Origin of the sequence: Dietzia lutea (assembly GCF_003096075.1) — a bacterium.
GTDB lineage: Bacteria > Actinomycetota > Actinomycetes > Mycobacteriales > Mycobacteriaceae > Dietzia > Dietzia lutea.
Map to the genome: position 1 here is coordinate 722,239 of NZ_CP015449.1, position 23,854 is coordinate 746,092.

The 23,854-nt window shown below is 71.8% G+C and carries 25 protein-coding genes and 1 pseudogene; 15 read left to right on the plus strand and 11 right to left on the minus strand.

All coding sequences use genetic code 11. From position 1 onward, the window contains the following. The first annotated feature begins 126 nt into the window (after positions 1–126). Entirely contained in the window at positions 127–2,781 is a 2,655-nt protein-coding gene (locus A6035_RS03240) for an ATP-dependent Clp protease ATP-binding subunit (RefSeq protein WP_108846587.1), read from the plus strand. 301 nt (positions 2,782–3,082) lie between these two features. Further along, a complete protein-coding gene (locus A6035_RS03245) occupies positions 3,083–3,598 on the plus strand; it encodes a hypothetical protein (RefSeq protein ID WP_162533982.1) in 516 nt (171 codons plus the stop codon). A gap of 21 nt (positions 3,599–3,619) precedes the next feature. On the opposite strand, the gene A6035_RS03250 is transcribed toward A6035_RS03245, so the two are convergent. The 3 genes from A6035_RS03250 to A6035_RS03260 are packed head-to-tail and all read right to left on the minus strand — an operon-like array spanning position 3,620 to position 5,263. Then, positions 3,620–4,012, minus strand: a complete 393-nt coding sequence (locus A6035_RS03250; protein WP_108846589.1) for a DedA family protein — start codon at positions 4,010–4,012, stop codon at positions 3,620–3,622. Positions 4,013–4,054: 42 nt separating this feature from the next. Then, entirely contained in the window at positions 4,055–4,369 is a 315-nt protein-coding gene (locus A6035_RS03255; protein ID WP_108846590.1) for an antibiotic biosynthesis monooxygenase family protein, read from the minus strand. A 24-nt stretch (positions 4,370–4,393) separates the two neighbouring features. Continuing rightward, positions 4,394–5,263 (minus strand): HhH-GPD family protein, encoded by an 870-nt coding sequence (locus A6035_RS03260; protein ID WP_108846591.1) that lies wholly within the window; start codon positions 5,261–5,263, stop codon positions 4,394–4,396. Positions 5,264–5,301: 38 nt separating this feature from the next. On the opposite strand from A6035_RS03260, the gene A6035_RS03265 reads away from it, so the two are divergent. Next, entirely contained in the window at positions 5,302–5,955 is a 654-nt protein-coding gene (locus A6035_RS03265) for a carbonic anhydrase (RefSeq protein ID WP_108846592.1), read from the plus strand. Between the two features lie 84 nt (positions 5,956–6,039). Beyond that, positions 6,040–6,699, plus strand: coding sequence for a hypothetical protein (locus A6035_RS03270; protein WP_108846593.1), 660 nt, complete (start codon positions 6,040–6,042; stop codon positions 6,697–6,699). A 79-nt stretch (positions 6,700–6,778) separates the two neighbouring features. On the opposite strand, the gene disA is transcribed toward A6035_RS03270, so the two are convergent. Together disA and A6035_RS03280 are read right to left on the minus strand one after the other, a co-directional pair. Next, on the minus strand, positions 6,779–7,837 hold the full coding sequence (disA, locus tag A6035_RS03275) for a DNA integrity scanning diadenylate cyclase DisA (protein ID WP_108846594.1): 1,059 nt from the start codon (positions 7,835–7,837) through the stop codon (positions 6,779–6,781). 52 nt (positions 7,838–7,889) lie between these two features. Further along, positions 7,890–8,459 carry a hypothetical protein gene (locus tag A6035_RS03280; RefSeq protein WP_108846595.1) on the minus strand — a complete coding sequence of 190 codons (570 nt, stop codon included), beginning with the start codon at positions 8,457–8,459 and terminating at the stop codon, positions 7,890–7,892. 196 nt (positions 8,460–8,655) lie between these two features. Between A6035_RS03280 and A6035_RS03285 the strand changes: the two genes are divergently transcribed. From A6035_RS03285 to rlmB, 5 genes are all read left to right on the plus strand, one after another. Continuing rightward, on the plus strand, positions 8,656–9,150 hold the full coding sequence (locus A6035_RS03285; RefSeq protein ID WP_061916532.1) for a CarD family transcriptional regulator: 495 nt from the start codon (positions 8,656–8,658) through the stop codon (positions 9,148–9,150). 22 nt (positions 9,151–9,172) lie between these two features. Beyond that, a complete protein-coding gene (ispD, locus tag A6035_RS03290) occupies positions 9,173–10,006 on the plus strand; it encodes a 2-C-methyl-D-erythritol 4-phosphate cytidylyltransferase (RefSeq protein ID WP_244192526.1) in 834 nt (277 codons plus the stop codon). Then, positions 10,003–10,485, plus strand: a complete 483-nt coding sequence (gene ispF, locus A6035_RS03295; protein ID WP_108846597.1) for a 2-C-methyl-D-erythritol 2,4-cyclodiphosphate synthase — start codon at positions 10,003–10,005, stop codon at positions 10,483–10,485. The genes ispD and ispF overlap by 4 nt, the downstream gene beginning before the upstream one ends. Before the next feature lie 126 nt (positions 10,486–10,611). Next, positions 10,612–12,060 carry a cysteine--tRNA ligase gene (gene cysS / locus A6035_RS03300; protein ID WP_108846598.1) on the plus strand — a complete coding sequence of 483 codons (1,449 nt, stop codon included), beginning with the start codon at positions 10,612–10,614 and terminating at the stop codon, positions 12,058–12,060. A 1-nt stretch (position 12,061) separates the two neighbouring features. Next, positions 12,062–13,030 carry a 23S rRNA (guanosine(2251)-2'-O)-methyltransferase RlmB gene (rlmB, locus tag A6035_RS03305; protein WP_108846599.1) on the plus strand — a complete coding sequence of 323 codons (969 nt, stop codon included), beginning with the start codon at positions 12,062–12,064 and terminating at the stop codon, positions 13,028–13,030. A 507-nt stretch (positions 13,031–13,537) separates the two neighbouring features. On the opposite strand, the gene A6035_RS03310 is transcribed toward rlmB, so the two are convergent. From A6035_RS03310 to otsB, 6 genes and pseudogenes are all read right to left on the minus strand, one after another. After that, positions 13,538–14,266, minus strand: coding sequence for an aminoglycoside phosphotransferase family protein (locus A6035_RS03310; RefSeq protein WP_341867171.1), 729 nt, complete (start codon positions 14,264–14,266; stop codon positions 13,538–13,540). Further along, entirely contained in the window at positions 14,267–14,476 is a 210-nt protein-coding gene (locus A6035_RS18595) for a hypothetical protein (RefSeq protein WP_235026734.1), read from the minus strand. A 24-nt stretch (positions 14,477–14,500) separates the two neighbouring features. Next, positions 14,501–15,349, minus strand: coding sequence for a metal ABC transporter permease (locus A6035_RS03315; protein ID WP_108846600.1), 849 nt, complete (start codon positions 15,347–15,349; stop codon positions 14,501–14,503). Further along, a pseudogene (locus A6035_RS03320) lies at positions 15,349–16,110 on the minus strand (metal ABC transporter ATP-binding protein); the annotation flags it as partial. The gene A6035_RS03315 and the pseudogene A6035_RS03320, both read right to left, overlap by 1 nt. A 145-nt stretch (positions 16,111–16,255) precedes the next feature. Next, positions 16,256–17,338, minus strand: a complete 1,083-nt coding sequence (locus A6035_RS03325; RefSeq protein ID WP_244192528.1) for a metal ABC transporter solute-binding protein, Zn/Mn family — start codon at positions 17,336–17,338, stop codon at positions 16,256–16,258. A 155-nt stretch (positions 17,339–17,493) separates the two neighbouring features. Beyond that, positions 17,494–18,252 (minus strand): trehalose-phosphatase, encoded by a 759-nt coding sequence (gene otsB / locus A6035_RS03330; protein WP_108846602.1) that lies wholly within the window; start codon positions 18,250–18,252, stop codon positions 17,494–17,496. Between the two features lie 228 nt (positions 18,253–18,480). On the opposite strand from otsB, the gene ehuB reads away from it, so the two are divergent. The 6 genes from ehuB (at position 18,481) to A6035_RS03360 (ending at position 23,844) form a co-directional block, all read left to right on the plus strand. Further along, entirely contained in the window at positions 18,481–19,329 is an 849-nt protein-coding gene (gene ehuB / locus A6035_RS03335; RefSeq protein WP_108846603.1) for an ectoine/hydroxyectoine ABC transporter substrate-binding protein EhuB, read from the plus strand. Positions 19,330–19,335: 6 nt separating this feature from the next. Further along, positions 19,336–20,067 carry an ectoine/hydroxyectoine ABC transporter permease subunit EhuC gene (ehuC, locus tag A6035_RS03340; RefSeq protein ID WP_108846604.1) on the plus strand — a complete coding sequence of 244 codons (732 nt, stop codon included), beginning with the start codon at positions 19,336–19,338 and terminating at the stop codon, positions 20,065–20,067. Further along, positions 20,064–20,708 carry an ectoine/hydroxyectoine ABC transporter permease subunit EhuD gene (gene ehuD / locus A6035_RS03345; RefSeq protein WP_007628425.1) on the plus strand — a complete coding sequence of 215 codons (645 nt, stop codon included), beginning with the start codon at positions 20,064–20,066 and terminating at the stop codon, positions 20,706–20,708. Before ehuC ends, ehuD begins: the two co-directional genes overlap by 4 nt. Positions 20,709–20,790: 82 nt before the next feature. Beyond that, positions 20,791–21,552: an ectoine/hydroxyectoine ABC transporter ATP-binding protein EhuA gene (gene ehuA, locus A6035_RS03350; protein ID WP_108846605.1), complete on the plus strand. Its 762-nt coding sequence runs from the start codon at positions 20,791–20,793 to the stop codon at positions 21,550–21,552. Between the two features lie 85 nt (positions 21,553–21,637). Continuing rightward, positions 21,638–23,110, plus strand: a complete 1,473-nt coding sequence (locus A6035_RS03355; protein ID WP_108846606.1) for an amidase — start codon at positions 21,638–21,640, stop codon at positions 23,108–23,110. Further along, entirely contained in the window at positions 23,107–23,844 is a 738-nt protein-coding gene (locus A6035_RS03360) for a GntR family transcriptional regulator (RefSeq protein ID WP_108846607.1), read from the plus strand. The genes A6035_RS03355 and A6035_RS03360 overlap by 4 nt, the downstream gene beginning before the upstream one ends. Positions 23,845–23,854 lie beyond the last annotated feature (10 nt).

Sequence of the window (23,854 nt, forward strand, 5' to 3'; positions counted from 1 at the left end):
AATATGCAATGGTTCCCCGACCTGCCGCGTTGAATCCTGGTGACAGACCCCGTGCTGCTCCTGCGGTACAGAGCGTCAGAACCGGCCACTACAGTGGTGAAAAACCGAGGAATGTGAGGTAGCACGATGTTCGAACGGTTTACCGACCGCGCACGTCGCGTCGTCGTCCTGGCCCAGGAAGAGGCCAGGATGCTCAACCACAACTACATCGGCACCGAGCACATCCTGCTGGGTCTCATCCACGAGGGTGAGGGAGTGGCCGCCAAGGCACTCGAGTCCCTGGGGATATCGCTTGAGGCGGTGCGTAGTCAGGTCGAGGAGATCATCGGCCAGGGCCAGCAGGCCCCCAGCGGGCACATCCCGTTCACGCCGCGCGCCAAGAAGGTGCTCGAGCTGAGCCTGCGGGAGGCGCTGCAGCTCGGCCACAACTACATCGGCACCGAGCACATCCTGCTCGGGCTGATCCGCGAGGGCGAGGGCGTGGCCGCCCAGGTGCTGGTCAAGCTCGGCGCCGACCTCACGCGGGTCCGCCAGCAGGTCATCCAGCTGCTCTCCGGCTACCAGGGCAAGGAGGCCGAGGCCTCCGGTACGCCCGCGGGCACCGGTGGCCGCGAGTCCGGCACCCCGTCCTCGTCGACGGTCCTGGACCAGTTCGGCCGCAACCTCACCCAGGCCGCCATGGAGGGCAAGCTCGACCCGGTCGTCGGTCGCGCCAAGGAGGTGGAGCGCATCATGCAGGTGCTCTCCCGGCGCACCAAGAACAACCCGGTGCTCATCGGTGAGCCCGGCGTCGGTAAGACCGCGGTCGTCGAGGGCCTCGCGCAGGCCATCGTCAACAACGAGGTCCCCGAGACGCTCAAGGACAAGCAGCTGTACTCGCTGGACCTCGGCTCGCTCGTGGCCGGTTCCCGCTACCGCGGTGACTTCGAGGAGCGCCTGAAGAAGGTGCTCAAGGAGATCAACCAGCGCGGCGACATCATCCTGTTCATCGACGAGATCCACACGCTCGTCGGCGCGGGTGCCGCGGAGGGCGCGATCGACGCCGCGTCGATCCTCAAGCCCAAGCTGGCCCGCGGCGAGCTGCAGACCATCGGTGCCACCACGCTCGAGGAGTACCGCAAGCACATCGAGAAGGACGCCGCCCTCGAGCGGCGCTTCCAGCCCGTGCAGGTGCCCGAGCCGGGCGTGGAGCTGTCCATCGAGATCCTCAAGGGTCTCCGGGACCGCTACGAGGCGCACCACCGCGTCACGATCACCGACGCCGCGCTGGCCGCCGCCGCCCAGCTCGCGGATCGGTACATCAACGACCGCTTCCTGCCGGACAAGGCGATCGACCTCATCGACGAGGCCGGTGCCCGCATGCGCATCAAGCGGATGACGGCTCCGCCGGACCTGCGCGAGTTCGACGAGAAGATCGCCGAGACCCGCCGCGAGAAGGAGTCCGCGATCGACGCGCAGGACTTCGAGAAGGCCGCCGGCCTGCGGGACACGGAGAAGAAGCTCATCGCCGAGCGTGCCGAGCGCGAGAAGCAGTGGCGCGCCGGTGACATGGACGTGGCCGCCGTGGTCGACGAGGAGCAGATCGCCGAGGTCCTGGGCAACTGGACCGGTATCCCCGTCTTCAAGCTCACCGAGGAGGAGACCACCCGTCTGCTCCGCATGGAGGACGAGCTGCACAAGCGGATCATCGGCCAGGAGGACGCCATCAAGGCCGTCTCCCGGGCGATCCGCCGTACGCGTGCCGGGCTCAAGGATCCCAAGCGTCCCTCGGGCTCGTTCATCTTCGCCGGCCCGTCCGGTGTCGGTAAGACGGAGCTCTCCAAGGCGCTCGCGAACTTCTTGTTCGGTGAGGACGACGCGCTCATCCAGATCGACATGGGCGAGTTCCACGACCGCTTCACCGCCTCGCGGCTCTTCGGCGCGCCCCCCGGGTACGTCGGCTACGAGGAGGGTGGACAGCTCACGGAGAAGGTGCGGCGCAAGCCGTTCTCGGTGGTCCTGTTCGACGAGATCGAGAAGGCGCACTCCGAGATCTACAACACCCTTCTCCAGGTGCTGGAGGACGGCCGTCTCACCGACGGTCAGGGACGCATGGTGGACTTCAAGAACACCGTGCTGATCTTCACCTCGAACCTCGGGACCAAGGACATCTCCAAGGCCGTCGGCATGGGCTTCCAGTCCTCCGACAACACCGAGGACGCCTACGAGCGGATGAAGCAGAAGGTCAACGACGAGCTGAAGAAGCACTTCCGCCCGGAGTTCCTCAACCGCATCGACGAGATCGTGGTGTTCCACCAGCTCACGCAGGAGCAGATCGTCCAGATGGTCGACCTCATGATCGGCCGCGTCCGGGACGCCCTGAAGACCAAGGACATGGACATCGAGGTCTCCGATCGGGCCAAGAGCCTGCTCGCCAAGCGCGGGTTCGACCCGGTCCTGGGCGCGCGGCCGCTGCGTCGCACGATCCAGCGCGAGATCGAGGACACCCTCTCGGAGAAGATCCTCTTCGGCGAGGTCGCGGCCGGCGAGCTGGTGAAGGTCGACGTCGAGGGCTGGGACGGCGAGTCCGAGCGCACCGAGGACGCCAAGTTCACCTTCACGGGCACTCCCCGTCCGGATGCCCCGCAGGACCGCGAGGGCGAGGAGATCTCCGCCAGCGTGGCGCCCACCGGTGAGGCCGGCCCGGGCGACTCGCTCCCGCCGAGCACGGGTGGTTTCGGTGGCGGCTCCACCGGCGGCCCGTCCGGCAGCGGCGGTGGCGCGGCTCCCGCCACTACCTGATCGCCTCCGGCGCCTGAAGTAGAGAAGGCCCCCGCCACATGGCGGGGGCCTTCCTGCGTCTGCCGGCGGCCGCTCGCCCGCCGTGGGGCGCCCCGCGCCTACGTGGAGTCCCCTACGCTTGGCGCCTGAGTCGGACCGGACGACAGGGGTGCGCGACGGATGGAGCACAGGGGCGAGCGGGTGCCGCCGGGCCACGGCTACGGGCAGGCACCGCCGGGCCACGGCCACGACCCGGGCCCGTGGCGACCGCCGCACCCGGGGGAGTGGCGGCCGCCGCGCGAGCAGAGCGGCGGGTGCCAGGGTGGCGGGGCCGCATGGCTGGTCGGTGGCGTCGCGGTACTGGGCGTCGTCGGCGGGCGAGCGGCCATCAGCCCGCACCGCCCCGCCCGAACCGTCCGAGCCGTCCGAGGCGGTCGACCCGCCCACGGGCGGCCGGCCCGACTCGTTCCCGCAGGTCCGCCCCGCGGCCGACCTGCTACCCGCGGATGGGCGGAGGCTCGGGACCGAGGTCGAGGTCAGCACCTCGCCGCTGCGTTACCGGGTCATGGACTTCTTCGACGAGCCCATCTACAACTGCATCTTCTCGGTCGACCTCGGGAACCTCTCCGACCGGCCGCTCGCGGTGAGCGTGGCGTTCCGCACGACGGGAGCCCCGCGGGCGGAGTGGGCGGACAGCGAGCCGACGACGATCGGGGCCCGGGAACGCTCGGAACTGATCGTGGGCTGGGACGGCCTGTCGCCGGACGAGGTGCCGCCCACAGAGTCCGAGTGCGCGGGGCCGGTGGAGTTGACCCGTCTGGCCGTCACCCCGGGGTGATCGGATCGCCGCCGGGCCCGGTCAGGCGGTGGCGCGGTCCCAGAGGGCGGCGATCGCCGTCCAGCCGACCACGCCGACGGTGGAGTACAGCAGGGCCCACAGCACGCACCCGACGGTGACGGCGGGCAGGTACCTGCGCAGCGGCATCACGGTGAAGCCGGCGCTGAAGTTGATGGCGGTCTGCACACCCACCGTGAGGAAGGACAGCGGCACCGCGATCACCCCGTAGCGGGCGGACAGCCGCTGGGCGCGCTGCATGGTCGGTCCCTCGAGGCGGTGGGCGAATCGCTCGCTGAGCCGACTACCGCGCAGCGCGCCCCGGCCGAGCCAGTAGGTGGCGTTGGCGCGCAGCATGACGATCACGAACAGCGTGCTGAACGCGATGGCGAGGGGCTGCTCGGCGATCCGGTCCATTCGAGGGGTGTGCGGCGCGCGGTGCGGAAGGCCCGGCGGAGGTCAGGCGGAGGTGGAGGGCTTGACGTCCATCACGACGTCGAACTCCAGCAGGTTGGCGCCCTCGGCGACGGGCTTGCCGTGCTGGCCGGCGTGGGCGGCGCGGGCGTCCCCGTCGCGCCAGGCGGCGAACGACTCGTCGTCCTCCCACATGGTCATCACGAAGTAGCGGGTCTCCCCGCCGGTGGGACGCAGCAGCTGGAAGCCGAGGAAGCCGGGGGAGTTCTCCACCGTGTGGGCGCGCTCGGAGAAGCGGCGCTCGAGCTCGGCACCGGCCTGCGGCGGGACGTTGAGGGCATTGATCTTCACGACGGCCATGCAGGTGAGCCTACCCTCAGCCGGCTACGCGGGCAGTGAGTATCGGTCGCCGGCCCGCACCATGAGTCCGTCGGCCAACAGGGAGTCCAGCGCGCGGTCGCGTTGGACGGCGTCGGGCCACACCGCGTTCAGCGCGGCGCGGGGCGCGGTGCCGTCGCCGTCGCGCAGCACGTCGAGCAGGAGGCCGCGCACCTGGCGGTCGGTGCCGGCGAAGGTCTGGACCCGGCGGCGCGGGCCGTCCCAGTCGGGGCGGCCGGCGGCGACCCAGGCGCAGGAGGAGGCCAGCGGGCAGTCGTCGCACCGCGGGGACCGGGCGGTGCACACGAGCGCGCCGAGTTCCATGATCGCGATCGAGAACGCGACCGCCTGTTCGCGGTCGGGGGGTAGGAGGGTCTCGACGGCGGCGAGGTCGCGCCGCGCGGACGGGGGCCCGGCCTCGGCCTCGCCGCGCACGGCGCGGGCCACGACGCGGCGCACGTTGGTGTCGACCACGGGCACGCGCTGTCCGTAGGCGAAACAGGCCACGGCGCGCGCGGTGTAGTCGCCGACGCCGGGCAGCTCGAGGAGCTCGTCGACGTCGTGGGGTACCCGGCCGCCATGGGTGTCGACGACGACGAGAGCGCATTCCCGGAGCCGGAGCGCGCGGCGGGGATAGCCGAGCTTGCCCCACATGCGGATCACGTCGGCGGGGGCGGCGGCGGCGAGTTCGGCGGGGCCCGGCCAGCGTTCGAGCCAGGCGCGCCAGACGGGTTCGACCCGGGCGACGGGGGTCTGTTGGCTCATGACCTCACAGAGGAGGATCTCCCACGCGCCGGTGCCCTGCGCGCGCCAGGGCAGCGGGCGGCCGACGCGCTCGAACCAGGACAGCAGAGCCGGCGTGTCGACAGAGGTCAACGTCCGACCTCCGCGGGTGGCCGTGCACAATATGAGCCATGCCTCATACCAACCCGATCAGTGCCTGGGCCTCGCTGCGCGACGGCAATCACCGGTTCGTCGAGGGCCAGATGCGTCATCCCAGTCAGAATACCGAGCGGCGGGAGAAGCTCGTCGCCGCGCAGCACCCCAAAGCGGTGCTGTTCGGGTGTTCCGACTCGCGGGTGGCGGCCGAGATCATCTTCGACCAGGGTCTCGGCGACCTCTTCGTCATCCGCACGGCGGGCCACATCATCGACACCGCCGTCCTCGGGTCCATCGAGTACGCCGTGCACGTCCTCGACACCCCGCTCATCGTCGTGCTGGGCCACGACAGCTGTGGCGCGGTCAAGGCCACCACGGACGCGCTGGAGACCGGGGAGATCCCGCCCGGCTTCCTGCGTGACGTGGTCGAAAAGGTCTCGCCGTCGATCCTCAACGGCCGTCGCGAGGGACTGAGCACGACCGACGACTTCGAGGCGCGCCACGTACTGGAGACGGGCGAACTGCTCAAGCAGCGGTCCAAGATCATCAGCGACAGGGTCGACGAGGGCCGGTTGGCGATCGTCGGTGTCACCTACAAGCTCTCCGACGGTCACGCGTACCTCCGCAGCGCCATCGGGGACGTGCAGGACGTCCCGCACGGCCCGGGCGAGGAGATGGTCGCGGTCTAGCGGCCGCGTACCGGCGGCGCGGTCTGGGGGACACGCCGCGCCGCAGGTCCTACGGTGCGCGGGCTCGGCTCTAGAGTTGGGCCCGTGCACGAACCCCAGGGCCCCCTTCCGCGTGAAGTCTATGTGCGTCGCCGCGTCGCCGCGGTGGTCGTCGCGGTCGTCGCCGTTCTGGTCGTGGTGCTCGCGCTCTTCCTCGCCTCGCGGGACACCGGGACGGACACCCAGGAGACCGCCACCGGCGGCGACGCGGGTTCCACGGAGCCGGTGGCCACCTCGGTGACGTCGACCACCGAGACCTCGGCGCGCGACGACGACGGAGGCGCCTCGCGGGGCCGGTGCGCGGACGAGGACCTGCGCCTGGACGTCTGGCCCGCCGAGCCGAACGTGGCGGTGGGGCAGGACGTGCGGTTCTTCGTGAACATCGTCAACGTCTCGGACACCACCTGTGACCGTGACCTGGCGGAGGCGCCGCTGTCGTTCGAGGTGTACCGCCTGGACGACAACTCCAAGGTGTGGTCGAGCATCGACTGCACGACCCCGCGCGACGAGGACGAGGTCGAGTTGCGTCCCGACGAGCCCGAGCCGCGTCAGATCGACTGGACCGGACGGCGCTCGGCGGAGGGCGCCTGTTCCGAGGCGGACCGCACTCCCGTGGAGGTCGGTGCGTACCAGGTGTACGCGCTGGTCGGGAACGTCTTCAGTCCGGCGGCCACGTTCAACGTCGTCGAGGCCCCCGAGTCCTGAGCCGAACCCCGCGCGGGCAGCTCCCAGACACCGCGCGGGCCCGGGCACCGGCGTGGGGCACCGGCGTCGCCCGTGTCGATCAGACGACGCCCAGGCCCGTGAGGCGCTGGCGGACGTGCCGCGCCCACAGTGCGCCGACGCCCTCGACGTCCGCGAAGTCCGACTGCTCGGCCGAAAGCAGCGCGGGGACCGAGCCGAAGCGCTCGACCAGGGCCATGATCTGTACCGGCCGGAGGCGCGGGATGTGCGCGAGCATGCGGTACCCGCGGGCCGTGACGTGCTCGTCAAGGTCCTCGGGCTCGGCCGGCAACCCCAGGCATCGGGCCACGGGAGCGGGCAGGAGGAGGTCGGCGTCGGAGAGCGCGGCCAGCCGCTCCAGCCCGGCCTCGATCTGCTCGGCGGTCGGGACCGGGCGCACGTGACCGTCGACGGGCTCCACCCGCAGGTGGTCGGCCACGAGGCCCCGCAGTTCGTCCGGGGTGTCGGACAGTAGCTCCTCCAGCTGGAGAGTGGTCTGCCGACCGTACTCGCCCATCTCCACGGTGAGCTCGGCGAGCTCGGCGCCCAGGCGCTCGAGACGGAGCAGTCGCTGGGCCATGGCCACCACGTCGCGGACCGAGGCGTAGTCGCCCATCTCCGCCCGGTCGAGTCGGGCGCGGGCGCGAGCCGCGTGGGCGCCGTGGCGCTCCATGGTCGCGACCGTCTGATCGGCGCGCGCGAGCAGCACGACCGGGTCCGAGAGCACGCGGGCCAGCCCGTCGGCGTAGACGGTGACCGTGGTCATCGACGCCGAGACGGCGACGGTGGGCACACCGGTGTGCGCGGCCGTCCGCTCCGCGGCGCGGTGCCGGGTGCCCGTCTCGACGGCGGGCAGCGAGGGGTCCGGTACGAGATGGACGTTGGCGCGGGTGATGCGGGAACCGTCGGTGGAGAGTACGACCGCGCCGTCCATCTTGCTCAGTTCCCGCAGGCGGGCCGGGGTGAACTCGACGTCGAGGTCCACGCCCCCGTCGCAGACGGCCTGGACGACCGGGTCGTCGCCGAGCACCACGAGGCCGCCGGTGCCGCTGCGGCGGATCCGGTCGAGTGCGTCACGCAGCGCGGTGCCCGGGGCGAGACGGCGCAGCACGGCGCGCATCTCGGGGTCGACCGGCGAACCGTCGGCCGAGCGGGCGGAGAGGGCGGACGTGTCAGTGCCCCTCGGACTCGCCGACGAACTCCGTCGGGCGCACGTACTCGCCGGCCTCGACGAGCTCGCCGACGACGGCGGCCTCGGTCTCGATCCGGTCGCCGTTGGAGAAGGAGACGGTGGCGGGCACCGAGGTGCCGATGCTCAGGTCGTCCGCCGACGGCAGGGTCGCGGTGGTCTGCTCGACGCACACGCCCTCGACCGGCGAGGGCTCGGCGTTCTCGCGGGCGTCGACGACGATCGAGCAGCCGCGCTCGAGCGGCTGCGTCTCACCGAGCTGGACGGGGGTCCCGTCGATCTCGACGCTGTCCAGGGAGACCGACTCCCCGAGGCCGTAGCCGCTGAACGACGCGACGAAGCCGACGCGGGCCTCACCGCCGTTCTCGGGGACGACCACCTGCAGGTCGTTGACCGCCAGATCGCCCGCCTCGCCCCGCCCACCGTCGACCGCGGCGACCTGGTTGGCCGTCTGCGAGACCTGGCCGGCGCTGCAGGCCGACGCCCCGAGGGCGGCGCCCACGGCCAGGACTACGAGCGCGGTGCGGCGCAGGCCGATGTTCGGTGAAGTCACGTCAGGCTCCTCGGGGATGGTCGTCTCTCAGGCCGGTCTCATCGTAGTCCACGGCCGGTCCTGACCCGCGCCAGAGTCGCCCCCTCACACCCCGGGGATTGCGCCGCCCGGCCGCACACGTTGCTGACCTGCATAAACGGAAAACGCCTGGACTGTGCCGTGCTAAGATGGAGCGGTCGAAAGGGGAAAGCCACTCATGGAGTTCAAGGTCGGCGACACCGTCGTCTACCCGCATCACGGCGCCGCCACCATCCAGGCGATCGAGATGCGGACGGTCAAGGGCACCGAGAAGGAATACCTCGTCCTCAAGGTCTCACAGGGCGACCTCACGGTGAAGGTACCGGCCGAGAACGCCGAGTACGTGGGCGTGCGCGACGTCGTGGACCAGGCGGGCCTCGACAAGGTCTTCGAGGTCCTGCGCACCGAGCACGCGGAGGAGCCCACCAACTGGTCCCGCCGCTACAAGGCCAACGGCGAGAAGCTCGCCTCCGGCGACGTCAACAAGGTGGCCGAGGTCGTCCGCGACCTCTGGCGCCGCGACCTCGACCGCGGCCTGTCCGCCGGCGAGAAGCGGATGCTCGCCAAGGCACGCCAGGTGCTCGTCGGCGAGCTGGCGCTCGCCGAGCGCTCCGACGAGGAGCGTGCGGACGCCCTCCTCGACGAGGTGCTGGGCTCCGCCGCACCGGCGTGACACCCGCCGCCCACCAGACGGCATGACGCGTCAGCGCACGCCCGAGGACGCACCCGGGCCCGGTACCGACGGCCACCCCGCCCCCACGGGCAGGGTGGCCGCCGTCGTCCCCGCGGCCGGGTCCGGCGTCCGGCTGGGAGCGGGACTGCCCAAGGCGTTCGTCGAGCTACACGGCCGCACCATGCTCGAGCGGGCCGCCGCCGGCCTGCTGGCCTCCGGTGCCGTCGACGACGTCGTCGCCGTGGTGCCCGAGGACCGCGTCGCACAGGCGGAGTCGGAGCTGGCCCACCTCCGGGACGATGACCACCTCGTCGTCGTCACCACCGGGGGCGCGGAGCGCACCGACTCGGTGCGCAACGGACTCGCGGCGCTGACCGCCCACCGACACCACCCCCGCGCGGCGGTCTACGACGTCCTGCTCGTGCACGACGCGGCGCGCTGCCTCACACCCCCCGACGCGATCCGACGGGTCGTGGCGGCCGTCCGTACCGGCGCGGTCGCGGTGGTTCCCGTTCTCCCGGTCGTCGACACCGTCAAACAGGTCGACGCCGACGGCTACGTCGTGGGCACCCCCGACCGCGCCGCCCTCCGCGCCGTCCAGACGCCCCAGGGCTTCGCGCCCGACGTCCTGCTCGCCGCGTACGACGCCGCCGGGGACGTGGCCACCGACGACGCCGGACTCGTCGAGCGGACCGGCGGCCGCGTCGCCACGGTCCCCGGCGACCCGCTCGCGTTCAAGATCACCACCGCCGACGACCACTCCCGCGCCCTCGCCGAGCTCGACCCCGGGTCGCCCGACACAGGCGCGCTCGACCCCGGCGCGCTCGTCCCCGCCGGCCCCCAGGAGGAGAAGTGACCGGACCCGTCATCCCCCGAGTCGGGATCGGTACCGACGCCCACCGCGTCGAACCGGGCAAGCCCTGCATGATGGCGTGCCTGCACTTCCCCGACGACCACGGCTGCGAGGGCCACTCCGACGGCGACGTCGTGGCCCACTCCGTGGTCGACGCCCTGCTGTCCGCCGCCGGACTCGGCGACCTCGGCACGCTCGTCGGGACCGGCCGGCCCGAATACGATGACGTCTCCGGCGAACGACTGCTGCGCGAGGCGTGCGACGAGCTGGCGCGGTACGGATGGACGATCGGCAACGCCGCTGTGCAGATGGTGGGCAACCGGCCCAAGATGGGCCCCCGGCGCGTGGAGGCCGAACAGCGGCTCGGCGAGATCATCGGTGCGCCCGTCTCCATCTCGGCCACCACCACCGACGGCATGGGCTTCACCGGACGCGGCGAGGGGGTCTCCGCCGTCGCCACCGCCCTGGTGTACCGGGCCTGACGCCCCCACACCCCACTCGGGACGCCGCCCACCCCCGCGCGCCAACGCCCGGGCCCCGCGCGACACCGCCCACACCCCGCGCGACGAGGCGGGCTCCGGGCCCCGCCACCGGTAGACTCGGGCCCCGTGACGCTCCATCTCTACGACACCGCCACCCGCTCCCTCCGGGAGTTCACCCCCGTCCGGGAAGGGCACGCGTCGGTCTACCTCTGTGGAGCCACCCCCCAGGCCGTCCCCCACATCGGTCACGTCCGCTCCGGCGTCGCGTTCGACGTCCTGCGCCGCTGGCTGGTCGCCACCGGCTACGACGTCGCGTTCGTGCGCAACGTCACGGACATCGACGACAAGATCCTCACCAAGGCCGCCGAGAACGGCCGCCCCTGGTGGGAGTGGGCCGCCACCCATGAGCGCGAGTTCACCCGCGCCTACGACGCGCTCGGCGTGCTGCCGCCGTCCACGGAACCCCGCGCCACCGGGCACATGACCCAGATGATCGAGTACATGGAACGCCTCATCGAGCGCGGCTACGCCTACCCCGCCGAGGGCAGCGTCTACTTCGACGTCGCGGCGTGGTCGGCCGCACCCGAGGGCGACTACGGGCACCTGTCCGGTCACCGGCTCGACGAGGTCGACCAGGGTGAGGCCGCCGACCTGCGCGGGAAGCGCGACCCCCGTGACTTCGCGCTGTGGAAGGCCGCCAAGCCCGGCGAGCCCAGCTGGCCCACCCCCTGGGGCGACGGCCGGCCCGGTTGGCACCTCGAGTGCTCGGCGATGGCCACCTGGTACCTGGGCGGGACCTTCGACATCCACGGCGGCGGGCTCGACCTGCAGTTCCCGCACCACGAGAACGAGGCCGCCCAGTCCCACGCCGCCGGCGACGGGTTCGCCCGCTACTGGCTGCACAACGGCTGGGTGACCATGGCCGGCGAGAAGATGAGCAAGTCGCTCGGCAACGTGCTCAGCGTGCCGAACATCCTCACCGCCGTGCGGCCGGTCGAACTGCGCTACTACCTCGGAAGTGCGCATTACCGGTCGATGCTGGAATACTCTCCCGAAGCACTGCAGGAGGCGGCCGCCGCGTACCGGCGGATCGAGGCGTTCGTGCAGCGGGTGGACGAGGCCGTCAGGTCGGGCACGGCGCCGGACGCGGCACCCGGCGCGGAGGTGACCGTCGGTGACTGGACGGAGGCGTTCGCCGCCGCGATGGACGACGATCTGGGGGTGCCCGCCGCGTTGGCGGAGATCCACGGCCGGGTCCGGGCCGGCAACACCGCGTTGTCGGCGGGCGACACGGAGGCGGCGCTCACCGCGGCCTCGTCCGTCCGGGCGATGACCGCGGTACTCGGGGTCGACCCGCTCGACCCGCAGTGGACCTCCGCCGCGGGCGGCGACGACGCCGCCCTCACCGCACTCGATCTCCTCGTCCGCGCGGAGCTCGAGGCCCGCGCTCAGGCACGGGCCGACAAGGACTTCGCCACCGCCGACGCCATCCGTGACCGACTGGTCGCGGCGGGTATCGAGGTGGCCGACACCGCGGACGGCCAGAAGTGGTCGCTCGCCCACCGGAAGGACTGACATGGCAGGGAACTCGAGTCGGCGCGGAGCCATCCGCAAGTCCGGCACCAAGAAGGGCCAGGTCGTCGGGTCGGGCGGCCAGCGACGCCGGGGACTGGAGGCGCGCGGCGCCACGCCCAAGGCCGAGGATCGGACCTACCACCCGGCCCACCGCCGGGCCAAGGCCGCCAGTCGCAAGGCAGAGGGCGCGCAGCAGCGTCGACGCCAGGCGCAGAAGCAGGCCGACGGTCCCGAGTACGTGGTGGGTCGCAACCCGGTGCTGGAATGCCTCCGCGCCGGCGTTCCCGCGACCGCGCTGTACGTCGCGGTCGGCTCTGACGCCGACGAGCGGTTGACCGAGGCCGTCCACCTCGCCGCCGGCAAGGGCATCTCCATCCTCGAGGTGCCGCGCACCGACCTCGACCGCATGGTGTCGAACGGTATGCACCAGGGGGTCGGGCTCCAGGTGCCGCCGTACCAGTACGCCGACCCCGCCGAACTGCTCGACATGGCGATGGGCTCCTCCGAGCCCGCGCTGCTGGTCGCCCTGGACAACATCACGGACACGCGCAACCTCGGAGCGGTCATCCGATCGGTCGCCGCGTTCGGCGGGCACGGGGTGCTCATCCCCGAGCGTCGCAGCGCCTCCATCACGGCCGTCGCGTGGCGGGCCTCCGCCGGTGCCGCCGCCCGACTTCCCGTCGCGCGGGCCACCAATCTCAACCGGACGCTGCTCGACTGGGCCAAGGCCGGGGTGCAGCTCGTCGGCCTCGACGCCGGCGGTGACGTCTCGCTGGACGACTACGACGGCACCGGGCCCACCGTCATCGTGGTGGGCTCAGAGGGCAAGGGCCTCTCCCGCCTGGTCCGCGAGAACTGTGACTCCATCCTGTCGATCCCGATCGCCTCGGAGGTCGAGAGCCTCAACGCCTCCGTCGCCGCGGGCGTGGTGCTCTCGGAGTTCGCGCGGCAGCGGCGCGTCAAGGGCTGACCGGCTCGCCGGGCCCGCGCTCGCCGGGCCGCGGTCGCCGGGCCGCGGTCGCCGGGCCGCGGTCGCCGGGCCGCGGTCGCCGGGGACCCGCGACGGCGCCCGCGCCCTCGTTCCGCGCCCGCGGCTGCGATCCCGCGTGTGCGGCTGACCGCCTGCGCTGGCGGCTGCGCGTTCGTTCCGTGCCCGCGGCTGCGCTCCCGCGCCTGTCCATGTCACCCCGCCCGTCGGCATGGCGTCTCGCGTCCGCGGATGTCACGCGGCCCGTCGGCATGGCGTCTCGCTCGAGCATCGGAGCTGGCGAGACGCCATGCCGGGGAGCGGCTGTGGGCTCCGGCCGGGCAAATTCGGGAGCGAGACGCCATGCCGGGGAGCGGCTGTGGGCTCCGGCCGGGCAGAGGCGAGAGCGAGACGCCATTGCGAGGAGCGGCTGCCCACGGGGCCGGGCAGAGGCGAGAGCGAGACGCCATGCCGACGCGCGGCTGCGAGGGCGCAGGCTCCGTTCTGCGATCAGGCCCTCGGGCGGTGGGGTGAACGGCAGCGGTCGAACGCCGCTCGCGCGTACTCCCACGTCTCCACCCCGTAGTACAGGTGGCCCGCGATCATGTAGAGCGCGGCCAGCCGCTGGTACGTCCACGCCCGGTCGAGGAAGGTGTCGTCGACCCGGCCGACGTACCGGGCCAGGACGTCCTCGACGAAGCGTGGGCCGTATTCGTACAGTTCGGCGAAGTCCACGGCCGGGTCGCCCAGGCACATGTCGGTGAAGTCGATGAGCCCCAGACGCCCGGGGGCGGGGTCGCGGTCCCAGTACAGGTGGCGTGAGTAGATGTCGTTGTGCAGGAACACCCGGGGCAGCAACGTGGACTGCAACGCGCCGACCTCGTCGCAGATCTCGTGGGCGGTGCGCATCTCGTCCGGGGTGAACACCGACGGCAGGTCGTGGGCCACGATGCCGCGCACGAAGTCCAGGTTCTCGGGTTGGTAGGAGTGCGAGACCCGGTCGAGTGGCGGCGCCGAGACGTCCTGGATGTGCAGCGCGGACAGGAGTGCACCCAGCTGGCCGGCGATGACCGTCTTCTCCGGATGGGGCAGGCTGTGCAGCAGTTCCGGCGTGAGGCGCTGACCGCGCACCAGCGGATAGCCGGCGAACCGCCCGTGGGCCGGGACGTGTGAGTAGCGGGGGAGTGCCGCCTCGACATGCCCGGCGAGGTGCTCCAGGACCGCGATCTCGGTGGGCAGCTATGTGAGCGCCTGCTCGTCGTGGGGGAAACGGAAGACCAGGTCGCGGTGTCCGAGGGCGCCGTCCCCGCGGCAGCCGTGGCAGATCACCACCACGTGGTCCCAGCCCTCGTCGACCCGCTCGGCGTGGTCCCAGCTCAGTGTGGGGTAGTCGGCGCGGATGGCCGCGAGCTCGGCGGCGCAGGGATGAGCGCTGGGGTCGCTGTTCACGGCTCAGACGCTAGTACCGCGCGGTCAGCGCCGGACCGCCGCCACCGCACGACACGCCAGGTAGATGACGAACGAGACGGTGGTGACGAACACCGAGACCGGCACGCCGGGGGCGAGCGAGAGCAGCATCCCGCCCACGGCGGCGATCTCGGCGAAGAGGATCGTCAGCCCGATGGCCCTCGCGGGGCTGGAGGTGACGGCGGCCGCCGCGGCGGCGGGGGTGATGAGCAGGGAAAGCACGAGCAGCGCGCCGACCACCTGCACGGCCTGCGCCGCCGCGAGCCCCACGAGCACGGCGAAGATCATGTTGATCGCCCGCACGGGCACACCGCGAGCCGCGGCCACCTCGGGGTCGGCGGAGGAGAACACGAGCGGTCGGTACAGCGCGATCAGTGCGACGCAGATGATCGCGGCGACCACCGCCATCTGCACGAGGCCGTGCTCGGAGACGCCGACGATCTGCCCGGTGAGCAGGGAGAAACTGGTGCCGGACCGTCCGGGGTAGAGGTGGATGAACAGCACCGCGAGTCCGAGGCCGAACGCCAGCACGACGCCGATCGAGGAATCGCGTTGGGAGGCCCGGGCGCCCATGATCCCGAACATCAGCGCCGCGATCACCGACCCCACGACGGCCCCCAGGCCGAGGTTGAGTCCGAAGAGCAGCGCGGCGGCGGCGCCGGTGAGGGCGAGCTCGCTGGCGCCGTGGACGGAGAACGACATCTGCCGCATGATGATGAACGGTCCGATCGCGCCGGAGAGCAGGCCGAGCAACGCGATCGCGGCGAGGCCGAAGATCACGAAGTCCTGCTGCAGCAGGTAGGCGGTCGTCTCGGTGTCGGCGATGGACTCGCCGATCTCGAGCAGGCGGTCCATCAGTGCGCTCCGTCCCCGGTGTGGTCGTGGTGGTGTCCCGTGGTCCAGGGCTCGGTGCACAGGTGTTGGGTGTCGCCCACCACGATGATCTGTCCGCGCACGCGCAGCACCTCGACGGGGGAGGAGTACAGCTCGGACATGACCTCGCTGGTGAACACCTCGTCGGGAGTGCCGATGCGGTGCCGCCCGTCGACGAGGTAGACGATCCGGTCGACCATCGGCAGGACCGGGTTGATCTCGTGGGTGACGAACACGACCGCCGTGTCGTGCTCGCGGCGTCGGTGGTCGAGGACGGAGGCGACGGTGCGCTGGCCGGTGTGGTCGAGGCTGAGGAGCGGTTCGTCGCAGAGCATGACGCACGGGTCGGCGGCGATGGCCTGGGCCACGCGCACCCGCTGTTGTTCGCCGCCGGACATCCGCCCGAGCGGCTTGTCGGACAGTGTCGCGGCCTCGAGCCGGGCGAGGGAGTCGGCGACGATGCGGCGCTTGTCGGCGCGCCGGGACGGCCGGCCGGGCCCCCAGCGGGTGCCGTCGATCCCGAGGGCGACGAGGTCGCGTCCACGCAGGGTTATGCCGGGGTCGAACGCGCGTTGCTGCGGGACGTAGCCGAGGTGGGTGGCGCGGTCGCCGGGCGGCCGGCCGTCGACCAGAACGCTTCCGGCGTCGGGGCGGTGCTCGCCGAGCAGGACCTTGAGCAGGGTGGTCTTGCCGGCGCCGTTGGGCCCGAGGACGGCCACGAACTCACCGGGCTGCACCTCGAGGTCGAGGTCGCGGATCAGGGTGCGGCCGCCGCGCGAGACGGTGACGCCGCGCAGGGAGACGACGGGACCGGGCCCGGGGGTGCCGCGCACGTGCGCGGCGGCGGGATCGGCGGGGTCGGTGCCCATCGGGTCGGTCTCCACTCGATCAGTGCCCACCGTCGGCCAGCGGGGCGGCGTCGTCGAGCGCGCCGGCCACCCGGTCGACGATCCCGGTCATCCAGCTCAGGTAGTCGGCGCCCTCGGGGAGGGTCTCGGTGAGGTCGACGACGACGAGGTCCGCCTCCTCCGCGGCGTCGCGGACGCGCGTGGTCACGGATGTCTCGGTCTGGGTGTTGAAGGCCAGGAAGGCGACCCGTCGCTCGGCGAGCAGATCGAGCAGGGCGGCGAGGTCGGCGGCTGACGGGTCGGTGTCGTTCTCGACCGAGGCGAGGAACCCGCGCGGCGTCAGGTCGGTCAGGTGTGCGGCGTCGAACAGATGCGCGCCGACCCGCTCGGTCTGGGCGTACGGGAAGTGGCCGCGGTCGTGGATCTCCTCGAGCTCGGCCTCGAGTGGCGCGAGGGCGTCGGCGAAGGCGCGGGCGTTGGCGCGGTATTCCTCGGCGTTCTCGGCGTCGATCGCGGCGAGTTCCTCGGCGACGCGCTCGGCGACGGCCGCGACGGTGGGCAGGCTGAACCACACGTGCTCGTTTTCGCCGGCGCCACCGTGCTCCTGGCCGGCGCCACCGTGCTCGTGGCCCGCGCCACCGTGGTCGTCGCCGTGCTCCTCGTCAGCGTGGTCGTGGCCGGAGTGGTCGTGGTCGGAGTGGTCGTGGTCGGCGACGGCGCCACCGGTGACGCGCGTGAACTCGTCGACGGCCCGCACGACCGGCACGTCGTCGGCGTTCTCGAGCGCGAGGTCCACGAACCCGTCGTAGCCGGCCCCGTTGTAGACCACCAGGTCGGCGGTGGCGACGGCCGCCGCGTCCGTCGGGCTGGCCTCGTAGGAGTGCGGATCGGCCGCCGGGTCGGAGATGACGGACTCCACCGTGGCGTTGTCGCCGGCCACCTGCTCGGCGATGTCGGCGTACACGGTCGTCGAGGCGACCACCTCGGGGCCGTCGCCCTCGCCCGTGGCGGCCTGACCGTCGGTGCCGCAGGCGGCGAGCGACCCCGCGCCGAGCAGGGTCACCGCGAGCGCGGCCAGCGCTCTGTGCGGAAGGATGCGCTTCTGGCGGGGGGTCGACGACACGAGCACCACTCTCGTAGTAATGGGAACCGTTGTCGTTAAGTGTAGAACCGCGAACGCCCCGGTGTGTGACTCAGGGGGTGCGACGAGTACGGGACCGCGGGGCGGGCGGGGCGGCGTCGACGCACGCCGCGAGGTCGGCCGCGCGCGCCGCGGGGTCAGCTGCGCAGGTCGGCGAGGGTGTCGAGCAGCTCGACCACCGCGGGGATGTCGGCCACGCGGTGGGCGGCCGCGGTCTCGCCCTCGCCGACCTTGATGCCCACGTCCTGCGGGCGCAGGCGGGTGAAGCCGCGCTCGTCGGTGACGTCGTCGCCGATGAACAGCGCGACCTCGGCGCCGGTCTGCTCGACCATCTTCTCGATGGCCGCGCCCTTGCTCGCCTCGCGGACGGCGATCTCCACGACGTTCTTACCCTCGGTGACGAACACCCCGTCGAGGGCGGCCGGCCCGGCCATCGCCTCGGACTGCGCACGGTCGCGCGCGGCGGGATCCGGCACCGGCCGGACGTGCAGGACGGCGGCGGTGGGCTTGGTCTCGACGTGGGCGCCGGGGGTGCGGGAGACGATGTCCTCCAGCTCGGAGCGCACCCGCTCGAGGAGCGCCACCTCGTCGTCGTCGAGGGGTGAGTCGAACCCGCCCTCCCACTCCGACCCGTGGCTCCCCACCAGCACCACCGGGGCGCCCGCGCCGCTCACCTCGCACAGGGCGGCGCGGTTGCGGCCCGACAGCAGCGCCACGGTCGTGCGGGGCAGGTCCGCGAGGCGCGCCAGCGCGTCCGCGGCACCGGGCGCGGGTACGGCGCTGGTGGGGTCGTCGACGAACGGCGCGAGCGTGCCGTCGTAGTCGCACGCCACCACCAGGGTGGGCGCCGCGGCAGCGCGTCGGAGGGCCTCGTCGAGCGTCTCGGGTGGCGTCATGTGGCTCAGGATAGGCGCGGTGACGACGTGAAAACCCTCTACCGGCGATGTGACGCGTGCTACGTTAAGCAAACCCATAGGAACCACCAGTCGGGCGTGGCGACCACGTACCGGAGAGCGCATGAGGATCGGGCACACGGGTGAGCCTGGTGTCCGACCGCGATCGGAAGGTTGAAGACCATGGCACCATCAGCGCTGAAGACATCTTTACGCCGTCGTTCGAAGGGCATGGTCGCCGCCGTCGCGGTGGCCGCGCTGGCGCTCACGGGATGTACCTCGACGGACACCGACGACGACTCCAGCCTGCTGCAGACGCTGCAGGAGCGCGGCAGCGTCACGGTCGGCTTCGCCGGAGAGGCGCCGTACTCGTTCATGGAGAACGGGGAGCTGACCGGCGCGACCGTGGCGCTGCACCGCGAGATCTTCGGCAATCTCGGCATCGAGACCGTCGAGGGCGTGAACGCCGACTTCGGCGCCCTCATCCCCGGCCTGCAGGCCAACCGGTTCGACGTGGTCAGCGCGGGGATGTCGATCCTGCCGGAGCGGTGCGAGCAGGCCGCGTTCAGTGAGCCGGAGTTCAACTACACCACCGCCCTCATGGTCACCGAGGGCAACCCGATGAACCTCACCGACATGCAGTCGGTGGCGGACAGCGGGGCGCGGCTGGCGACAATGACGGGCGCGATCGAGTCCGACTACGCGACTGAGCTGGGCATCGAGTCCATGCAGGTCGCCACCCCGCAGGACGGGATGGACGCGGTGACGTCCGGACGCGCCGACGTCTTCGCGCTGACCGGGATCTCGCTCAACTGGATGAAGAACAACAACCCCGACGCGCCCGTCGAGGTCACCCAGTCGTTCGTCGCCGAGATCAACGGCGTGCCGCAGGTCGGCGCCGGCGGCACGGTGTTCCGCACCGACGACCAGGAACTGCTGGACGCCTACAACGAGGAACTGGCGAAGATCACGTCCGACCCGGAGAAGTACCTCTCCATCGTGGGCGAGTTCGGGTTCACGGAAGAAGAGATGCCCGATCCCGAACTGACGACCGCCGACCTGTGCGCCGGGGTCGAGTAGCCGGCGGTGGACAGTAATATCGATGCCTTCCTGGAGGCGTGGCCACGCTTCCAGGAAGGCATCGTCACCACCATCTACCTCACTCTCGGTGGCGCGGCCCTCGCGTTCGCGCTGGCGCTCGTGCTCGGTGTCGCGGCGGGCTCCCGCTTCATGCTCATCCGCGGGGTGTCGAGGACGATCGTCGAGTTCTTCCGCGGGACCTCCCTCCTGGTGCAGCTGTTCTGGCTGTTCTTCGTCCTGCCGCTGCTCGGCTACGAACTCGACCCGCTGTTCTGCGGGATCCTGGCGCTGGGGCTCAACTACGGCGCCTACGCGGCCGAGGTGGTCCGCGGGTCGCTGGCGGCCGTGCCGGCCCCGCAGTGGGAGGCCGCACTGGCCCTGAACTTCACGTCGTGGCAGCGCCTGTACCGGGTCGTGTTCCCGCAGGCGTGGGTGCAGATGATCCCGCCGCTCAACAATCTGCTGATCCAGCTGCTCAAGGGAAGCGCACTGGCCAGCTTCATCCTGCTCCAGGACCTGACCTTCCACATCGGCGAGCTGCGGCGGGTCACCGGCGACACCGTCTTCGCCTTCGGGGTCGGACTGGTGCTGTACTTCCTCATCGCCTACGTCCTCACCCTGTTCATGAACATGCTCGAGGTCGGCGCGAAGTCCCGACTCGGGGTCGGGCCGTCGATGCGTGAGGTTCTGAGTCTGCGACCCGAACGGGTCGACGAGGCAGTGGGGGTCGGACGATGAGTGTCGACTGGAGTTGGGAACGCGCCGCCGAGGCCGTGCCCGTCCTGCTCGAGGGCTTCAGGATCACGCTGCTCGCCACCGTGGTCGGATTCCTCATCGCCGCCGCGCTGGGGCTGGTCGTGGCGGTGCTCCGTCGGGCCGCGCCCGCGGTGATCACCGTGCCCCTGCGGATGGTGACCGAGTTCATCCGGCTCACCCCGCTCGTGGTGCAGCTGCTGTTCGCCTACTTCCTGCTCCCGCAGTTCACCGCGCTGCAGATCGGCATCGGCGTGATCGGCGTGCACTACGCGACCTACATGGCGGAGGTGTACCGCGCGGGCATCGACGCCGTGCCGCGCGGACAGTGGGAGGCGGCGCAGGCGCTGTCCCTGCCCGCGGGGCGGACGTGGCGGGCGGTCGTGCTCCCGCAGGCGATCCGTAACACCGTCCCGGCGCTCGGCAACTACGCGATCTCGCTGTTCAAGGACACCCCGTTCCTGTTCGCCATCACCGTGGTGGAGATGGTCACGGCAGCGCAGCAGTACGGTGCCCGGAACTTCCAGTACCTCGAGCCGATCACGCTCGCCGGCGTGATCTTCCTCCTCGCGAGCTACCCGACATCGATTCTCATCCGGAGACTGGAGAAGTCCCTTGCCTACTGACGACACCACCCCGGCCGGCGACGCCCCCGCCGGTCACACGGCCCCGGCCGGGCCGGGGTCCGCGGGCGCCGACGACGCCCCGATGGTGGTGTTCGAGAAGGTGGTCAAGAAGTTCGGCGACCACACCGTCCTGGACCACCTCGACTTCACCGTCCGACGCGGTGAGCGCGTGGCGCTGATCGGCCCGAGTGGATCGGGCAAGACGACGATCCTGCGGCTGCTGATGACGATCGAGTCGGTGGACGACGGTGTGATCTGGGTGGAGGGCGAGCCGCTGACCCACCAGCTCAGGGACGGCAAGCTGGTCAGACCCTCCCAGAAGCACCTGCGTGCCGTCCGCTCGAAGATCGGCATGGTGTTCCAGCAGTTCAACCTGTTCCCCAACATGACGGTGCTGAGGAACATCACCGAGGCTCCCATCCACGTCCTGGGGCGCTCCAAGGAGGAGGCGGAGGCGCGGGCGCGGGAACTCCTGGCGACCGTGGGGCTCTCCGACAAGGAGAACGCCCACCCCACCACTCTCTCGGGCGGCCAGCAGCAGCGTGTCGCCATCGCCCGCGCGCTCGCCATGGACCCCGACATCCTGCTGCTCGACGAGGTCACCTCGGCGCTCGACCCGGAGCTGGTGGCGGACGTGCTCGGGGTTCTGCGGATGATCGCCGAATCCACCGACATCACGATGCTCATCGTCACCCACGAAATGGGCTTCGCCCGCGACGTCGCCGACCGCGTGCTCGTGTTCGACAAGGGCAAGATCGTCGAGGAGGGGACGCCGGAGGCGATCTTCACCGACCCGCAGCAGGAGCGGACCCGCACGTTCCTCAAGGCCGTCCTCGACCGCTGAGACCCGCGGGTCAACGGGACCTTGACCGAGGGCCGCCGCGCTGTACGATTGTCGACAATCAGACGGTTCGGCGGAAGGTGCCCGCATGACATTCACCCTGACGGCGCTGGAACTCGCCGAGTGCTTCCGGGACGGCGCGTACTCCCCGGTGGAGTCGGCCGAGGAGGCGCTCGACGCCATCGAGCGGGTGGACGGGGGGATCAACGCCTTCTGCCATGTCGACCGCGAGGCGACCCTCGCCGAGGCCCGGCGCTCCGAGGAGCGGTACAGGAGCGGTGCGCCGCTCGGTCCGCTCGACGGGGTGCCCACGTCGATCAAGGACATCTTCTACACCCGGGGCGTCCCGACCCTGCGGGGCTCCCACCTGCTGGCCGACAAACCGGGTGCTGCCGATCCGGGGTCCTGGCCAGACGACGCACCGGTGACCTCCGCGGTCCACGAGGCCGGATGCGTGGTGATCGGCAAGACCACGACCCCGGAGTTCGCCTGGAAGGGCGTCACCGACAACACGCTCACCGGGATCACTCGCAACCCGCACGACCCGGCCCTGACCCCGGGCGGCTCGAGCGGCGGGGCGGCGTCGGCGGTCGCCGCCGGGCTCGGGCAACTCGCGCTGGGCACCGACGGCGGCGGCTCGGTCCGGATCCCCGCAGCGTTCTGCGGGATCGTCGCGCTCAAACCCACCTACGGGGTCATCCCGATGTTCCCCTCGAGCCCGTTCGGCACGCTCGCGCACGCCGGGCCGATGACCCGCACCGTGTCCGACACCGCCGTGTTCATGGACGCCCTGCTGCGCCCCGACCCACGGGACTGGTCCGCCGTCCCCGCGCGCGCCACCACGCCCGGTCCCGGCGGGTACCTGGCCGCGGCGACCGAGGGGACCCGCGGCGACCGCCCGCTCGAGGGCCTACGGGTCGCCTACAGTCCGACGCTGGGCTTCGGCCGTAACGATGCCGACGTCGAGCGCGAGGTCACCCGCGCGGTCGGCGTCCTCTCCGACCTCGGCGCGCACGTCGACACCGTCGACCCGGGCGTGACCGATCCCGTCGACGCGTTCCACGTCCTGTGGTTTGCGGGCCTCGCCGCGGTCCTGGCGCCGCACGGGCCGGACGCGATCGAACGCGTGGACCCGTCGATGCGCGAGGCCCTGGGCCGGTACCACGACTACTCCGCCGCCGACTATCTCGACGCGGTCGCCGTCCGCATGGCGCTGGGGGCGAGAATGGCCGATTTTCACCAGCAGTACGACATCCTCATCACGCCCACCACCCCGATCCCGGCTTTCGAAGCGGGTTCGGACGTGCCGCCGGGCTGGCACAGCCCCGACTGGACCTCGTGGACGCCCTACACTTATCCGTTCAACATGACCCAGCAGCCAGCGCTGAGCGTCCCGTGCGGGACGACCGACGCCGGACTCCCGGTGGGCCTGCAGGTGGTGGGGGCCCGCTTCGAGGACCGGCTCGTCGTCCGGGTCGGCGCCGCCCTCGAGGCCGCGCTGGGCAGGGTGATGCCCACGCCGCGGGTCCACGCCGGCGGCTCGGGGGGCGGCGACCGATGACGACTTCCGTCCCGGAACCCGGCGCCGGGCCGGCCGCGGTGCCCGCTGCGGAGTCCGCCCCTGATCACGCCCCGAGCCTGGCCCCCGTCGTCCGCGAGTCGACGCCCTCGCTCATCGCGCGGACGCTCCGGCGGGCGATCTCCGACGGCACGTTCGCCCCGGGCACCCAGCTCGGCGAGGCCGGGTTGGCGCGTTCCCTCGGCGTGAGCCGCGGCCCGCTGCGCGAGGCGATGCAGCGACTGACGCAGGAGGGGCTCCTGGTTTCCCACCGCAACCGCGGGCTCTTCGTCGCCGACCTGACCCCCGAGGCCGTCGAGGACATGTACCTGCTGCGCACGACGGTCGAGACGGCCGCCCTCGACCGGGTGCTCGACCTCGGTCTGGGGGCCGACACGGCCGACGCTCTCGACGCCGCCGTCGACGCCATGGCCGCCCTCGCCGACGAGCCGCGATCCGCGGCCATGGTCGCGGCGGATCTGGACTTCCACCACGCCCTCGTCGAGGCCGCGCGGAGCCCGCGGCTGTCACGCGTGCACGAGACGGTGCTGGTCGAGACGAGCATGTGCCTGCGCGCCATGCGCGGTACGTATTCGGACGCCGCGTCCAGGCTCGCCGAGCACCGCGCGATCGCCGACGCGGTCCGCGCGGCGGACCCGGGCCCGGCGCGCGCGCTGCTGGTGGACCACATGAGGGACGGGCTCGCCCGGGTCCTCGGATCCGGCGCGGCGGTCTGACCTGGCCCGG

What these genes read in the sequence shown, in the direction of transcription:
- A6035_RS03265 (WP_108846592.1), top strand. Translation starts at nt 5,302, where the DNA reads ATGCCTCATACCAACCCGATCAGTGCCTGGGCCTCGCTGCGCGACGGC.
- ehuB (WP_108846603.1), top strand. Translation starts at nt 18,481, where the DNA reads ATGGTCGCCGCCGTCGCGGTGGCCGCGCTGGCGCTCACGGGATGTACC.
- ispD (WP_244192526.1), top strand. Translation starts at nt 9,173, where the DNA reads ATGACGCGTCAGCGCACGCCCGAGGACGCACCCGGGCCCGGTACCGAC.
- A6035_RS03240 (WP_108846587.1), top strand. Translation starts at nt 127, where the DNA reads ATGTTCGAACGGTTTACCGACCGCGCACGTCGCGTCGTCGTCCTGGCC.
- disA (WP_108846594.1), bottom strand. Translation starts at nt 7,837, where the DNA reads ATGCGCGCCGTGCTGCGCCGTCTCGCCCCGGGCACCGCGCTGCGTGAC.
- A6035_RS03250 (WP_108846589.1), bottom strand. Translation starts at nt 4,012, where the DNA reads ATGGACCGGATCGCCGAGCAGCCCCTCGCCATCGCGTTCAGCACGCTG.
- ehuA (WP_108846605.1), top strand. Translation starts at nt 20,791, where the DNA reads ATGGTGGTGTTCGAGAAGGTGGTCAAGAAGTTCGGCGACCACACCGTC.
- ehuD (WP_007628425.1), top strand. Translation starts at nt 20,064, where the DNA reads ATGAGTGTCGACTGGAGTTGGGAACGCGCCGCCGAGGCCGTGCCCGTC.
- A6035_RS03285 (WP_061916532.1), top strand. Translation starts at nt 8,656, where the DNA reads ATGGAGTTCAAGGTCGGCGACACCGTCGTCTACCCGCATCACGGCGCC.
- rlmB (WP_108846599.1), top strand. Translation starts at nt 12,062, where the DNA reads ATGGCAGGGAACTCGAGTCGGCGCGGAGCCATCCGCAAGTCCGGCACC.
- A6035_RS03315 (WP_108846600.1), bottom strand. Translation starts at nt 15,349, where the DNA reads ATGGACCGCCTGCTCGAGATCGGCGAGTCCATCGCCGACACCGAGACG.
- A6035_RS03355 (WP_108846606.1), top strand. Translation starts at nt 21,638, where the DNA reads ATGACATTCACCCTGACGGCGCTGGAACTCGCCGAGTGCTTCCGGGAC.
- A6035_RS03255 (WP_108846590.1), bottom strand. Translation starts at nt 4,369, where the DNA reads ATGGCCGTCGTGAAGATCAATGCCCTCAACGTCCCGCCGCAGGCCGGT.
- otsB (WP_108846602.1), bottom strand. Translation starts at nt 18,252, where the DNA reads ATGACGCCACCCGAGACGCTCGACGAGGCCCTCCGACGCGCTGCCGCG.
- A6035_RS03360 (WP_108846607.1), top strand. Translation starts at nt 23,107, where the DNA reads ATGACGACTTCCGTCCCGGAACCCGGCGCCGGGCCGGCCGCGGTGCCC.